This window comes from Geomonas oryzae (assembly GCF_004117875.1).
Classification (GTDB): Bacteria; Desulfobacterota; Desulfuromonadia; order Geobacterales; family Geobacteraceae; genus Geomonas; species Geomonas oryzae.
Map to the genome: position 1 here is coordinate 242,917 of NZ_RAHW01000004.1, position 13,931 is coordinate 256,847.

At 65.4% G+C, this 13,931-nt stretch carries 9 protein-coding genes; 5 read left to right on the top strand and 4 right to left on the bottom strand.

What is annotated here, in order from left to right:
- Positions 1 to 18 precede the first annotated feature (18 nt).
- On the bottom strand, positions 19 to 1,713 hold the full coding sequence (locus D6Z24_RS11810; protein ID WP_129126795.1) for a methyl-accepting chemotaxis protein: 1,695 nt from the start codon (positions 1,711 to 1,713) through the stop codon (positions 19 to 21).
- A 379-nt stretch (positions 1,714 to 2,092) separates the two neighbouring features.
- The gene (locus D6Z24_RS11815; protein ID WP_129126796.1) at positions 2,093 to 3,334 is read right to left on the bottom strand and encodes an exo-beta-N-acetylmuramidase NamZ family protein; all 1,242 of its coding nucleotides are present in this window, start codon (positions 3,332 to 3,334) and stop codon (positions 2,093 to 2,095) included.
- A gap of 249 nt (positions 3,335 to 3,583) precedes the next feature.
- Here D6Z24_RS11815 and D6Z24_RS11820 point away from each other — a divergent pair, with 249 nt between their 5' ends.
- From D6Z24_RS11820 to D6Z24_RS11830, 3 genes are read left to right on the top strand one after another with little or no spacing between them, the layout of a single operon-like run.
- Positions 3,584 to 4,384, top strand: a complete 801-nt coding sequence (locus D6Z24_RS11820) for a c(7)-type cytochrome triheme domain-containing protein (RefSeq protein WP_129126797.1) — start codon at positions 3,584 to 3,586, stop codon at positions 4,382 to 4,384.
- A gap of 3 nt (positions 4,385 to 4,387) precedes the next feature.
- Positions 4,388 to 4,687: a hypothetical protein gene (locus D6Z24_RS11825; RefSeq protein ID WP_129126798.1), complete on the top strand. Its 300-nt coding sequence runs from the start codon at positions 4,388 to 4,390 to the stop codon at positions 4,685 to 4,687.
- Positions 4,688 to 4,709: 22 nt separating this feature from the next.
- On the top strand, positions 4,710 to 5,537 hold the full coding sequence (locus D6Z24_RS11830; protein WP_246014650.1) for a c(7)-type cytochrome triheme domain-containing protein: 828 nt from the start codon (positions 4,710 to 4,712) through the stop codon (positions 5,535 to 5,537).
- On the opposite strand, the gene D6Z24_RS11835 is transcribed toward D6Z24_RS11830, so the two are convergent.
- Positions 5,531 to 6,748: a M20 family metallopeptidase gene (locus D6Z24_RS11835; protein ID WP_129126799.1), complete on the bottom strand. Its 1,218-nt coding sequence runs from the start codon at positions 6,746 to 6,748 to the stop codon at positions 5,531 to 5,533. The two genes, D6Z24_RS11830 and D6Z24_RS11835, sit on opposite strands and share 7 nt — an antisense overlap.
- The gene (locus D6Z24_RS11840) at positions 6,745 to 7,257 is read right to left on the bottom strand and encodes a GNAT family N-acetyltransferase (RefSeq protein ID WP_129126800.1); all 513 of its coding nucleotides are present in this window, start codon (positions 7,255 to 7,257) and stop codon (positions 6,745 to 6,747) included. Before D6Z24_RS11840 ends, D6Z24_RS11835 begins: the two co-directional genes overlap by 4 nt.
- Before the next feature lie 413 nt (positions 7,258 to 7,670).
- Between D6Z24_RS11840 and D6Z24_RS11845 the strand changes: the two genes are divergently transcribed.
- Together D6Z24_RS11845 and D6Z24_RS11850 are read left to right on the top strand one after the other, a co-directional pair.
- Positions 7,671 to 9,437, top strand: coding sequence for an autotransporter assembly complex protein TamA (locus D6Z24_RS11845; protein ID WP_246014651.1), 1,767 nt, complete (start codon positions 7,671 to 7,673; stop codon positions 9,435 to 9,437).
- Entirely contained in the window at positions 9,434 to 13,879 is a 4,446-nt protein-coding gene (locus D6Z24_RS11850; RefSeq protein WP_198419546.1) for a translocation/assembly module TamB domain-containing protein, read from the top strand. Before D6Z24_RS11845 ends, D6Z24_RS11850 begins: the two co-directional genes overlap by 4 nt.
- Positions 13,880 to 13,931 lie beyond the last annotated feature (52 nt).

A 13,931-nucleotide genomic window follows, 5' to 3' on the forward strand; every position in this document is an offset into this window, starting at 1 on the left:
ATCGTATGCTGGACCGCGCTAGATCCTGAAGCGCTGCACCATCTCCTGCATCTCCACCGAGAGCCGCGAGAGCTGGTTCGAGGCGGCGGAAATCTCCTCGGCGCCGCGGGCGCTCTCCTGGACGGTTTCGGAGATCCGGTGGATGTTGTCGGTGATCTCGTGCGTCGTCGCGGTCTGCTCTTCCGCCGCGGTGACGATCTGGCTGATCTGTCCCGCCACCTCCTCGATCTGGGAGAGGATCTCCTCGAGCGCCTCGCCGGAACGGGCCGCCTCGCCGGTGCCGCGCTCCACCTCCTGCACCCCATCCTCCATGGCCTGTACCGCCTGCCTCGTCTCCTGCTGGATCGATTTGATCATGTTGCCGATCTCGCGGGTCGCCTTGGTGGTCCGCTCCGCGAGCGCCCGCACCTCGTCCGCTACCACCGCGAACCCGCGCCCCTGTTCGCCGGCGCGCGCCGCCTCGATGGCCGCGTTCAGGGCGAGCAGGTTGGTCTGGTCGGCGATGTCCTCGATGGTGGCGACGATCTCGCCGATCTGGTCGCTGCGGGTGCCGAGCTGTTCCACGACCCCCGCGGACTGGCGCACGTGCTCCGCGATCCGGTTCATCCCCTGGACCGTCTCCCTCACGATGGCGGCGCCGCTTTGCGCCGAGCCGCTGGCGCGCCCGGAGCTCCCGGCGGCCAGCTGGCAGTTCTTGGCGATCTCGTTGCTGGTGCAGGACATCTCTTCGCTCGCCACCGCCACGGTCCCGGCCTGGTGCACCACCTCGCTCGCGCCGTCGGCGGTGCGGCGGGCGTTTTCGTTCAGTTCCCCGGCCGCGGCAGAGACGTCGAGCGCGCTGCGGTTCACCTTGGTCATCACGTCCCTGAGCCCTTCCACCATGCGGCGCATCGCCTCGTAGATGCCGGTCTTCCCCGGCTCGAGGCGGACGGTGAGGTCTCCCGCGGCCACCTGTTCGGCGATCGAGGCGAGCTCCTCGGGTTCGGTGCCGATGTGGCTTAAAAGCTGGCGCACCACGAGTATCGCGACGATGCAGATCCCCGCCAGGAGCACCACGGTGAGCACGATCACGATGAAGACGTCCTTTAGGATCAGCTCCTTGTTGGTCTGGGCCTCCTTGGCGACCCGGGCGTCCAGGTCGTCGACGTAGGTGCCGGTGCCGACCACCCAGTCGAAGGGCTTGAAGTAGAGCGAGTAGCCCCGTTTGGCGATGGGGGTGTCGCTCCCCGGACGGGGGAAGTGGTAATCGGTGAAGCCCCCCTCGGACTGCATGCCGTTCTTTATGATCTCGCGGATCAGGTATTTCCCCTTCGCGTCCTGCGCGTTCATCCTGTTCTTCCCTTCCGCGGGCTTGCCCAGGAGGACGACGTTGGTGCCGTCGGAGGTGTCGGCCCAGAAGTAGCCGTCCTTGCCGAACTTGAGGCCGCGCAAAAGATCCGCCCCCTGCTTCTTCGCATCATCGAGGGTGATCTCTCCTTTGGAGGCGCGGTCGCTTACGGCCTGCAGCAGGCTGACCGCGGTCTGCACCTCGGACTTAAGGAGCGCGTCGGAAGAGGAATAAAGGACGTCGTGGTAGGTCGCGTTGAAACGGTTGTTTGAGTCATAAAACTGCTTCATTACGGTGAGACCGGTGGGGGCCCCGAGGACGCCGCAACTAACGAGCACCAGTAAAAGCAGTTTGATTCGAAATGACAGTCTGTTTTTCCGTTCCATGAGTTTTTCCTTATGTTGATGGACGTCTTTGTCGCAGTCTCACCCAATCGTATCGGCAACACGTCACGGTAATTTAGGGTTTTTTGCCTTTAAAAGTACGCAAAACCTGATGCTTAAAGTCTGTAGGGGAGGCTTGATTGAGAGTGGTGGGGGAGGTGTCGGGAAAATAGTGCTCAAGTAGCGGAAGGGGACGGCGATAAGCGACAGGTGTTGACGCATATGGATGCCGGGGCACAGAAGTGCGCCAGGCCCGGCTTTGCGCCGGGTAGAAGGCGCCAGAAGGCGGTCCGGCAGAATTCCCTGAAGGAATGTGCGCAGTGCGGCCGATACCCACGTTGCACCGGGGGTACCCCAGCGGGTACCCCCATTTTTTTCCATCTCAGTAAAGCAGGTAGGGGCGGCGCCGCTCCAGGAAGGCCTCCACCCCGGGGGTCCAGAGAAGCTCGACCTGTTGTGCCGACAGCCCCGCCACGAGCGCCTTGCGCAGCTCGGCCGATCCCGCCATGTCGTCAAAGCCGACCCGGAAGAACGCGGCGCGCGCCTTCTCCGGGAGCGCCTCCTGGAGCGCCTTCAGGACGGCGACACCCGTCTCGACCGGGAGGAGCTTCCGGTAATCGGTGATGCTTATGCTCACCCCGGCCACCTCGCGGTCCCGGTACTTGGGCGCGCTTGAGATGCCGGGGAGCCGGACCGGCGTGAACAGCACCGGGGTAAAGTGCAGCCCGGGGAGCTGCAGTTCGTTCAGACGCTTAGCGAGCGCGTTCGCGTCGATGCCGGGCCACCCCGCGAGCCTGAAAGGCGTGCCGCTGCCGCGCCCTTCCGAGGCGCCGGTCCCCTCCAAAAGTCCCGTCCCCGGGTAGAGCAGCACCGACTCGAGCGCGGCCAGGTTGGGGCTCGTTGCCACCCAGGCGAGGGCGGTGTCGGGCCAGCGCATGCCGCGCTCCCACCCCTGCATGCGCACCACGGATAGCTCGAGCCGGGCAAGCCCCGGCAGCATCGCTTCCCCCTTGATCATCCCCGCAAGCTCGCCTACCGTCATGCCGTGCGCGAGCGGAATGGGATAGAGCGAGGTGAAGCTCCCCGGAATCTTGTCGCGCACGAAGCCCGCCACGTAGTCCCCGCCCAGCGGGTTTGGTCGGTCGAGCACCATGAAAGGGATGCCCGCCTGCGCCGCCGCCTCCATGGCGAGCCCCATGGTGGAAATGTAGGTGTAAAAGCGCACGCCGGCGTCCTGGATGTCGAAGACGATGAGGTCGATCCCCTTCAGGTCCTCCGGACGCGGCTTCTTCGTTACGCCGTACAGGCTTTTCACCGGGATGGTCGCGCTGTCGTCGTCTGAGAGCTTCACGCCGTCTTCGGCGTTCCCCTTGAGGCCGTGTTCGGGGGTGAAGATGAGCGCCGGATGCACCCCTTTTTGCCGCATCAACTCGATGATGTGGGTGCCGCCTACCACCGCCGACTGGTTGGTGACCAGGGCGAAGCGCTTCCCCTGCAGAGGGAGGAAATTCTGCTCGCTCAGTACCTCGGCTCCGGTCTTCACCGTGCCGGCCGGGGAAGGTATGGGAAAGGAAAGGATCAGTACGAGGATCACTGCCACAACGGAAGGTACTGCTCGATACACGTTCTACCGCCTTGAGGTTTTGATGATACGAGAGCTTACCGTAAACCGCACCGTAAGGGCAAGCCCCGTCCGGCCTGACGACAACGTGGATGCGAGGAGAGGCATAGGCATCGCCCCGATCCTGTGTTGCCTTTCATCAAAAAGGCATTAAAATAAGTCTTGTCATATGTGAATGTTTGGAATAGATTGAACACATTTGCTGATGATAATGATGTCTTCCCGTTGTCCGGGATGACTGGGGGGAGTGCCATGCGAAGACTGTTTCTTGCCTGTCTGATCCTTTTATGCTGCGCCGGCGTCCTTTGGGGCGCGGGGATGAAGAAGAAAAAGCCGCTGCCTCAGGACTTCGGGAGCGTCACCATCAACAACTATTCGCAGCAGGCCGGGATGCCGCCGGTGGTGTTCGACCACTGGGTGCACAGAAAGAACTACACCTGCCGCCTCTGCCATGTCGACATAGGCTTCGGCATGACCGCCAATTCCACCCAGATCCACGCCGCCGACAACGGCAAAGGGTTTTTCTGCGGTGCCTGCCACAACGGCTCCTCCACCTTCAACAAGACCAAGATCTTCGCCTCCTGCGCCACCACCTATAACCGCGAGGAGTACAAGCGCTGCGTGAAGTGCCATGCCCTGGAGAAGGACCCGGTCCGGGAGGAGGCGTTCTACCGCTTCCAGGACAGGATGCCGCGCGAGACCTTCGGTAACGGCATCAACTGGGAAAAGGCCGAGGAGATGGGGCAGATCAAATTGGTGGACACTCTCGAAGGGGTCTCCCTGAAGAAGGGGACCATGAAGGTGCAGAAGGATTTCACCCTGAAGGGAAAAGTCGAGGGGATGCCCGACATCATCTTCTCCCACGCAAAGCACACGGTCTGGAACGGCTGCGAGGTCTGCCACCCCGACATCTTCGTCGGCATCAGGAAAGGGGCGACCAAGTACTCCATGATCGACCTGTTCGACGGCAAGTACTGCGGCGTATGCCACGACAAGGTCGCCTTCCCGCAGAGCGACTGCAAGCGCTGCCATGCGAAGCCGGTTGCGGGGTGAGCCATGACCGCTAACTGGAAGAAAGCGACTGCAGCGTTCGTCCTCGCCCTCGCCCTGGTGCAGCCGGCAGCGGCGGAGGAATCCTGGCGCACCGATTTCGAGGCCGCCTGCTCTAAGACGGACCAGGCGATGACCATGTCGGTTAAGGAACTGCGCGACCTCCTGGCGAAGTGCGAGGCGCTGCAAAAGGTCATCGAGGTGCAGGAGGAGTCGGTAAGAAAGGTGTACCTGAAGCGGCTCGCACTTTGCCGCAACCTTTACGCCTACATGCTGGAGTACAAGCAAAGCGGCCAGGCCCAATAGGGTGCGTCGGTCAGGAGGGGAGATGAAACCGGGGGGCTTGCGGATGGTGACGAGGGTGTCGGTAACGGCGGCGGTGGGGTTCGCACTGGCGCTTGCACTCTACGCGGGTGCCTCTGCCATGGACCGCGCCGAACTCGCCAAGGTCCTGCAGACCATCCCCCCGAACGGCCCCTTCGAGCGGTACGGCAACGTCACCATGCGCAGCAGGGCGAAGGCGGCCGGGATGGCGCCGGTGGTCTTTCCCCATTGGGTGCACCGGGCGCGCTACACCTGCCGGGTCTGCCACATGGAGCTCAACTTCGGCATGCGGCGCGGCGACACCGGGATCACCAGGGCCCAGTACACGAGCGGCAAGTTCTGCGGCGCCTGTCATGACGGCACCACCGCCTTCACCGTCCAGGCGGGCGCGAATGAGCAGTGCAAGCGGTGCCACATGGCGAACACGAAGGAGCTCAACAAGCGCTTCGCGGAGTTCGCGGAAGGGATGCCGCTGGCAACCTTCGGCAACGGCATCGACTGGGCCACCGCCTACAACGAGGGGAACATCCGCCCGGTCAACTCGCTTGCCGGCCAGGTGACGCTCCCCTTTCCGGAGAAACTGAAAAAACCCCTCAAACTCGGCACCACCTCGCCGCGCAGCGACGTGAGCTTCTCGCACCAGGACCACTACGCCGAACTCGACTGCTCCTCCTGCCACCCCGACGTCTTCAACATCAAGGTCAAATCCACCACCGCCTTCACCATGGAAACCAACATCTACGGGAACTTCTGCGGTGTCTGCCACATGCTGGTCGCCTTCCCCATGAACGACTGCAGGCGCTGCCACAAGGGGATGAGCAACTCCTACTGATCCCTTCTGCACCCGGCCCAGCAGGCCTGCCTGTCGAAGCCCACGATGGTTCCCCTGTCCTCGACCCTAAGCGCTGCGTATCGGTCCATGCCGAGGCAAAGCGCCGCGTAGATGCGCGCTGCCGCCAGCACCTCGGGGAAGGGGACCTGTTCCTCCGGGGTGTGCGCGAGTTCCAGCGCCCCGGGCCCCAGGATGAGAGGACGGCACCCGGCGGCGTGGAAAAGGTTCCCGTCGGAATGGGAGCGGAAGGCGTCGAAGCGCAAGGTGAGGCCGAGGGTACGGTAGACCTCCTCGAGGATCCTTGCCGGGGCGTTGTCGGTGCCGAGGTTGTACCCGGCCGAGGCGAAGTCGAAGCTGACCGACAGGTCGAGCCCGGGGATGAACTGCCCGGCCCCGGCTACGGCGCGCCGGATCCCCTGTTCCACCGAGGCGGGGTCGCGCTCCGGCGGCAGGTGCAGGTCGATCCAGGTCTCGCAGCGGTCCGGCACCACGAACCCCTTCTGGGATGAGTGCATCTCGCGGACCGAGTAGACGATCTCGGAGGCGCCGCGCTTGAAAAGCGGGTCCTTGCCGAGGTGCAAAAGCACACGCAGCATGCTCTCCACGGCGTTGTGCCCGAGCTCGGGAAGCGAGGAGTGGCTCCGGACCCCCCGGGTGACGAACCCCGCCTCGAGGTAGCCGAAGTGGGCGAAACAGGCGGAGAGGCTCGTCGGCTCCCCGATCACCGCCCAGGAAGGTCGGCAGCGCTTCAGGAAGGCGGCGCTGCCGTCGCCGTTTTCCTCCTCGCCGACCACCAGCAAAAGCCCGACGTTCGGGCGGCGGGCCGGCTTCAGCGCCTGGGCCATGGCGAACCAGGTCTCGAGCATCGCCGCACACCCACCCTTCATGTCGGCGCTCCCCAGACCACGCACGATGTCCCCTTCTTCGCGCGCGCCGAATTCCTCCAGGTCCCAGGCCGGGACCGTGTCCACATGACCCACCAGGTAGAGTTCCGGCTCGTCCTCCCCCATGGTCACACGCAGGTTGTAGCGCTCCTCCTCGACCTCCTGGCGCTCCACGGTGAAGCCGGCGCGTGAGAGGAGGTCCTCCAGGTAGAGCTGCACGTCCTCTTCCTTCCCGGAAGGGGAGTAGACGTCGAGCATGTCGGTGAGGGTCCCTTTGAGGCGGACCGGATCGATGGCGGCCATCACCTCGGCTAGGCGCCCGCTCATTGCTTCTTCACCGATCTTTTCTTGTGACGTTTGGAGAGGTTGAGGGTCATGTAGACGTGCTCCTGCACGTTGTCGAAGCCGTGCTTTTTGAAGAAGCGGATGGCGGCTTCGTTGTCGGCCGAGGTGTCGATGATGATCATGCGCACCCCCTGCTCCTTGAAGCGCCTCTTCAGTTCCTTGAAAAGGCGCTCGCCTACGCGCAGCTTCTGGAGTTCGCGGCGCACGCCGAGCCACACCAGGTAGCCGTACTTCCAGGGGGAGTTGTGCTTTTTCACCGTGGTCCCGAGGGCGAAGCCGACGATGCGCTCCTCGTGCTCGGCGACGATGCAGAGTTCGTTGTCGGAGTTGAAGAGGGTGGTGATTTCGTACTCGTCCCAGGTGCGGTAGAGGCTCTGGGAGTACTCGGCGGTGAAGACCTCCTCGCCGATGTGGAACACCTCGGGGAGGTCGTCGATGATCATCTCGCGGATACGGGGGGCGTCTTCTTCGTGCTGGACTTCGTGCGGCATGAGCTACCTCGTGACGGCTCTGATACCTGCTGCTGACATTATATCAGAGTTACGCGGGGGCGGACTGGAAGAGCTTTTTTCCCGGATCTAACTGCGCTGCGGGAGACGCTCACAGCACCGCGCGCTCCGTGAGCAGGAAGCATCGAGTCTTCGCCCGAGAGGGGCTAAGTCGTGTCGTGACGGCACTTGTCCCGCCGGGAAGATCCAAGGGCAGTCACAGCGTTTGCCGCGGCTGTCACCTCGCTTCACCACATGCCGCAGCCGCGCTTACGGAAAAACGTCTTCAAGGACAACAGCGCAGATTTACATGGTAAACTTCATGGGTCCAAAATCCTAAGGTTAGCCGCCTCCCATCTGAGTCTGCGTTCCGTCGCCAAAGTAGCCGTCGGCGCGGACCTATGACGTGGTGTCACATGCCGAAACCCCTTCCCACATACCTCGTGCTTGCCCTCGCTTTCTCCTGGAGCCTCGCCCAGGCCGCGCCCGCGCACGCCGCCGAGCCGGTCGAGGTGGAGATCTCCGGCGTCGAGGGGGACGCGCTGGAAAACGTGCGCCAGGCGCTAACTCTGCCGCACGGACTTGTGCGTGAGGGAAAGGTGGACCGGCTCTGGCTCGAGCGTTTCGCGCGCCAGGCGCCGGAAAAGGCGCGGGTGGCGCTGCAGCCCTACGGCTACTACCGCGCCAGGGTGACTGCGGCGGTGCAGGGGGGCGGGAAGGGGAAAAGCGTTCTTGCGGTGACGGTGGAGCCGGGCGAGCCGGTGCGTGTGGCCGAGGTCGAGGTGAGGCTTGAAGGGAGCGGGAAAAAGGAAAAGGAGCTCGCCCATCTGGTCACCTCCTTCCCGGTGCGCCGGGGCGAGGTGCTGTCCCAGCCCGAGTACGAGCGGGGCAAGGGAGCCCTGCAGTCGCAGGCGCAGACCCTTGGGTACCTGGACGCCTCCTTCTCCCGCCACGAGATCCGCATCGCCCCCGACCTCGCCACGGCCCGCATCCTCCTCACCATGGAAACCGGCGCGCGCTACCGCTTCGACGGCGTCCGCATCGAGGGAGCCCCCGACTATCCGCAGGTCTTTTTAAAGCGCTTCGTCGCCTTCAAGGAGGGGGACCCCTTCTCCTACGCGAAACTCGGGGAGACCCAGTTGAACTTCGCCAACTCCGAGCGTTTCCGCCAGGTGGTGGTGACGCCTCAGCGCGAGGAGGCGAAGGACCAGAAGGTGCCGGTGCTTATCCGGCTCACCGCCGCGCCGCGCCGCACCCTGCGCCCCGGCGTCGGCTACGGCACCGATACCGGCGGACGCTTCTCCGTGCGCTACCGCGATCTGAACCTTGCCCACGAAGGAAACGACCTCGACCTCAGCATCTACGTCGCCGAGAGGCTGCAGGGCTTCGCCGGCCGCTACACCATACCTGACGAAACCGACCACCGCAGCTCGAGCGCGATACAGCTGAACCTGCAGCAGGAGGACGTCTCCACCTACCAAAGCCGCCTTGCCGCCCTCGAGCTCGACCGCACCTTCGGCCTTGGGCGGGGCGAAGTCGCCACCGTCTACGTGAAGTTCCAGGAGGAGTTTTACACCGTCGGGACGGCGGATTCGCGCTCCCGCCTGGTGCTCCCGGGTTTCCGCTTCTCCAAGGAGCGCTTCAACGACATGATCCGCCCGACCCTGGGCTACCGCCTCTCCTTCGACCTGCGCGGCGCGCACCCCTATTTCGGCTCGGATGTCGGGCTTGGGCAGTTCATCGGCAACGCGAGCGTCCTCGTCCCGCTCCCCTGGCGCCTTGACTTCCATGCCCGGGGCAACGTGGGGTACAGCGTCCTCACCGACCCCTTCGCCGAGCTTCCCCCCTCGCTCCGCTTCTTCGCCGGCGGCGACCAGAGCGTGCGCGGCTACGCCTACCAGAGCCTCGGTCCCAAGGACTCCTCGGGCAAGGTGGTGGGCGGCAAGCACCTCCTGGTCGGGAGCATGGAGGTGGAGCGTGCGCTGTTCAAGAACTGGGGCGTCTCCCTGTTCCACGACATCGGCAACGCCTTCAACGATTACGCGCGCATGGATCTGCACCAGGGGGTGGGGATAGGGGCGCACTACTACACGCCGGTGGGGGGGCTGAACCTTTACTTCGCGAAGCCCTTGGATGAATCCCGTCTCTTTCGTATCCATTTCACCGTGGGGTTCGAATTTTGAAACGCGTCGCACTCTACATAGCGGCCCCCGCGGTCGGCCTTTCCCTGCTCTTGGCCGGCGGGGCGGCCTGGCTCGTCTACACGAGTTCCGGGGCGCGTTTCGCCCTGGTCACCCTTGCCGGTATGGGGGGGAAGGCGAGCGTGCAACAGGTGGAGGGGCGCCTTCGCGACCGGCTCCTCGTCAAAGGACTGCGCCTTTCCCGACCGAACCTGGTCGTCGAGGTCGAGCGCCTCGAGCTTTCCTGGGAGCCTGAGCGACTCTTCCGGGGCGAGCTTTTGGTGCACGAGATAGGGGTCGCCTCGGTGCGCATAAAGGATGACACGCCGCTTTCCGCCAAGGCCCCCGATCTCGCCTGGCCGAAGCCTGGCGCCCTTTTGCGCCGCCTGGACGCCCGCGTGGAGCGCATCTCGGTAAAGGGGGTGAGCTACCGCCACCAGCAGGGAGAGCCGTTCGTGTTAAAAGAGCTGGCCGCCGGGATGACCCTGAAAGACGGTCTTTTGACCCTCTCGGGGGGGAGCCTCTCCCTGGAAAACGGCAAGGTGACCGGCCTTGTCGAGGCGGGGCTCCGGCAGCCGTCGCTGAGGCTCGACCTGCAACTCGCCCCGGCGACCCCCGTGGCCGATCGCGACGCCGTCTCAGTCAAGGCACGCCTTGTTCCCGGTCGTGCACCGGAGCAGCTTGCCGGACCGGTGGAACTCGAGGGGAAAAGGGGAGGGGCTCGCCGCCTGGAGGTGAACGGAGAGCTCGGCGTCACCCGTACCGGCTTCAACTTAAGGTCGCTGCGCCTCTTCCGCCCCGGGCGCCCCGGGACCCTCACCGGCAACGGGAGCATGACCCTCACCGTTTCGGAACCCCTCTTCGCCCTCGCGCTCGCCGCGGACCATCTGGACCTTTCGAAGGAGCTCGACCGTCCCGCCGTTTTGAACGGCACGCTCACCTTTTCCGGGATCCCCTCCGCCTATACCGGCACCTTCGCGCTCACCAACAAGGGGACCGGCTGGGAGAACATGGGACTCGCGGCGCACTACCGCGGCGGCAAGAGCGGCGTGCGCTTGGCGCCCCTTTCCGGCAACTGGCTGAAGGGTAGCGTGCGCGGCGCGCTCGACGTGGACTGGAGCCGCGGGTGGAAGGTGGCCGGGAACCTTTCCGGGCGCGGGCTCGACCCCTCGCGCCTTGCCGCCGACTGGGACGGTAAGGTGAACCTCGACATAAACGGCTCGATCGGGCAGACGGGCGGCGGTCCCGTATCCGGTGCGCTCCGGGCGCACCTATTACAAAGCAGGCTCAAGGGGCGCGAGCTCTCCGGCGAACTGGAAGGGGGCTTCGAGGGGGCGCGCCTCGCCGTGAAACGCCTCCTCCTCGCCGGCCGGGGCTTCCGGTTCTCGGGCCACGGCGAGGTCGACCGGCGTTTCGATTTCGCCGCCGACGTGGGTGACCTCTCCTCGCTGCTGCCGGGAAGCGCCGGGGCGCTCAAGACGGAGGGGTGGCTGCGCTGGCGCGACGGGATGCTCTCCGGCGCGGCAACTGGGGCCGGGCAAAACCTCGCCGCAGGAGGCGCCACTGCCGGGGCGGTGCAGCTCTCCGCCACCCTTAGCGAGGGGAAGGACCATCCGGTGCAGCTGACCGGGACGGCGTCGGCGCTCAGCACCGCGGGGCTGAGAGTGGACACGGCAAGCTTCGCCCTCGCAGGGACCGCGGCGCGGCACACCCTGGAGGCGCGCCTTGCCTCCCGGGCCGCCACCGTAGATTTCATGGCCTCCGGCGGCTACGCCGACGGTACGTGGCGCGGCGAGCTCGCGCGCCTTACCGGAAACGACGGCGTCGGCCCGTTCGCCCTCGCCGCACCGGCGCAAGTAGTCGTCGGGAACGGACGCTTCAGCACCACGCCGCTTGTCCTTAACGGTGCCCCCGGCGAACGTATCGAGCTCTCCGGAAACATGAGCCGCGATCGTTCCGGCAAGCTCATCGGCGCCTGGCAGCACCTGAACCTCGCCCGCGCCAACGCCTGGCTCACCGCCGGCGAGATGACGGGGGAGAGTTCCGGCAGCCTGGAAATTCTCCTTGCCCGCGGCGGGGGCGTCGCCCTCTCCGCACGCGCCGAGGCGGCGGGCGCCTTCGCCAGGGAGGGGAAGCGTGTCGGCTTCGATCGCTTGGAGGCGACCGTTCAGGGGGGAAAGAGTGGAGTCGATGCCACCGTCGACCTCACCATGGAGAAGGGGGAGGGAAACGCGCGGCTGGCCTTCCGCTCCGATCGTCCCGCACGGCTCGCGCTACCCGACCGTGGCGAGGTCTCGCTTTTGCTGACGAACCTGGACCTGGCGCTTTTGCGTCCCTTCCTCGCGACGGAAGTCATCCTCGACGGCCGCCTGAACGCCGAGGCGCACGGGCGCCTGCTGCCGGGCGGGAAGATGGACCTGGAGGGGAACACCGCGCTCACCGGCGGTACCTTCAAGTGGCAAGACAAGGGGGATCGGTTCGATGCCTCGATCGACCGGGCCGGCCTCTCCTTCCGCTGGCTGAACGCTGCCGCCGCAGGGAAAAGGGGAGGGGAACTCGTCCTGCACGGCCGGGCCGAGGCGACCGGTGAGTACCGCTCGCAAGGGGAGAAGCTGATCGGCAGCCAGTTCACCCTCGCCGTCGATGCGGATAAAACCGGAACCAAGGGGGAAGCGCAGCTCTGGCTCGACACCGGCGGGAGCCTCACCGCGGCGCTCACCTCGTCGACCCCCGCCGGCACCGCACTCCCGGAGACCGGCGACGTCACCGTTCAGTGGAGCGGCATCAAGCCCGCCCTTTTGCGCCCGTGGCTTCCCGGAGCGCTGGAGTTGCAGGGTGAACTGGACGGAAGCGCGCAAGGGAAGCTGCTCGCCGGAAGGCGCCTGGAGGCGGCGGGCGAGGCCATCTTCACCCAGGGAAGCGCCACCTGGCAGGGGGCAAACGGTGCGGCAAGCGCAGGCATCCGTACCGCCCGTTTCACCTTCGACTGGCGCGGCGACGCACTGACCGGCGACCTCGACCTCGCGCTCGCCGAATACGGCCAGGGAAAAGGAGAGTTCCGGCTCCCGGTGCCCGCCCGACTCCCGGTCACCCCCGAGCAAAACGGAGCGGTGAGCGGGAGCTTCGCCGGAAAACTGCGCGAGCACGGCTTCCTCACAGCACTCTTCCCCGGCCTCGTGCAGGAGAGCCGCGGCCTCATCGAAGCCGATCTGAAGGTGGGGGGCGTCTGGGGCGATCCGACCGTGCAGGGAACCCTGCACCTCTCCGATGCCGGTGCCTACCTCCCGAGTGCCGGGATCACCCTGACCGGGGTCGAACTCTCCGCGCGCCTGGAAAAGGACCTGTTTCTCATCGAACGGCTGCGCGCCGTCTCCGGCGGCGGCGAACTGGTGGGTAACCTGAGGGCGCGGCTTGCCGGATGGGAGGTACGGGATTTCCAGGGGACCCTGAGCGGCCAGCGCTTCCAGACCGTCTACCTTCCTGAACTCACCATGTACACCTCGCCGCAACTCACCTTCGAGGGGACCGGGACCCGCGCCACCCTGGCCGGTGAGATCGGCATCCCGGAGATGCTCGTGAGCGGCCCGCCGGTGCAGAAGATGGTCACCCCGAGCGAGGACGTCATCTTCGAGGGGGCGCCGCCCCAGGCGAAGCAGGCCGCGTTCCCGCTGCAACTCGATGGGCGCGTGAAGGTGACGCTCGGGGACAAGGTGCGGGTGGAGGCCTCCGGAATCGACGCGAAGCTTGGCGGGAGCATGGATCTCGTCTTGAACGGGATCGACGACATCCAGAGTTCCGGCGAGATCAAGGTGGTGGAGGGGCGTTACCGCGCCTACGGCATGGACCTGCAGATCGTGCGCGGCAGGCTCTACTACGTGAACGACCCGGTGACCCGTCCGACCCTCGACGTCCTCGCCCTGCGCACGGTGGGCGACGTGAAGGCGGGCGTCACCGTAGGCGGGAGCCTGAAGGCCCCGGTGGTGAAGCTCTACTCCGAGCCGACCATGCCCGAGGTGGACATCCTGGCGTACATGGTGCTCGGCCATCCGATGGGCGAAAGCGGGGAGCAGGGGGGGATGCTCGCCACCGCCGCCGCCTCGCTCTTCTCCATGGGTAAATCCGAGTCGCTGCAGGAGCAGATAAAGGACCGCCTGGGGCTGAGCACGCTAGGTCTCGAGCGGGTCGACACCTCGACCACCGGCCGCATGGGGTACAAGGAGCTCCCCACCACCCCAGGCGGCGTGAAGCAGCCCACCGTCGGCGAGTCCCTCTTCACCGTCGGCAAGTACCTCACCCCGAAGCTTTACCTGAGTTACGGCCGCTCCCTCATCACCGGCCAAAACCTCTTCCGGCTCCGCTACGATATCTTCAAGCGTCTCCAGATCGAGACCCAGAGTGGCTCCGAGTCCGGCGCGGACCTTTACTACAAAATGGAATTCAACTGACCCCTTTGGATCTGGGGATACTTGACGTATGGAAATATTTTCTATATTTGTA

Excerpts from the sequence above, each read along its gene's own strand:
- D6Z24_RS11840 (WP_129126800.1), bottom strand. The coding sequence starts at position 7,257 with ATGCCGCACGAAGTCCAGCACGAAGAAGACGCCCCCCGTATCCGCGAG.
- D6Z24_RS11835 (WP_129126799.1), bottom strand. The coding sequence starts at position 6,748 with ATGAGCGGGCGCCTAGCCGAGGTGATGGCCGCCATCGATCCGGTCCGC.
- D6Z24_RS11820 (WP_129126797.1), top strand. The coding sequence starts at position 3,584 with ATGCGAAGACTGTTTCTTGCCTGTCTGATCCTTTTATGCTGCGCCGGC.
- D6Z24_RS11830 (WP_246014650.1), top strand. The coding sequence starts at position 4,710 with ATGAAACCGGGGGGCTTGCGGATGGTGACGAGGGTGTCGGTAACGGCG.
- D6Z24_RS11845 (WP_246014651.1), top strand. The coding sequence starts at position 7,671 with ATGCCGAAACCCCTTCCCACATACCTCGTGCTTGCCCTCGCTTTCTCC.
- D6Z24_RS11810 (WP_129126795.1), bottom strand. The coding sequence starts at position 1,713 with ATGGAACGGAAAAACAGACTGTCATTTCGAATCAAACTGCTTTTACTG.
- D6Z24_RS11825 (WP_129126798.1), top strand. The coding sequence starts at position 4,388 with ATGACCGCTAACTGGAAGAAAGCGACTGCAGCGTTCGTCCTCGCCCTC.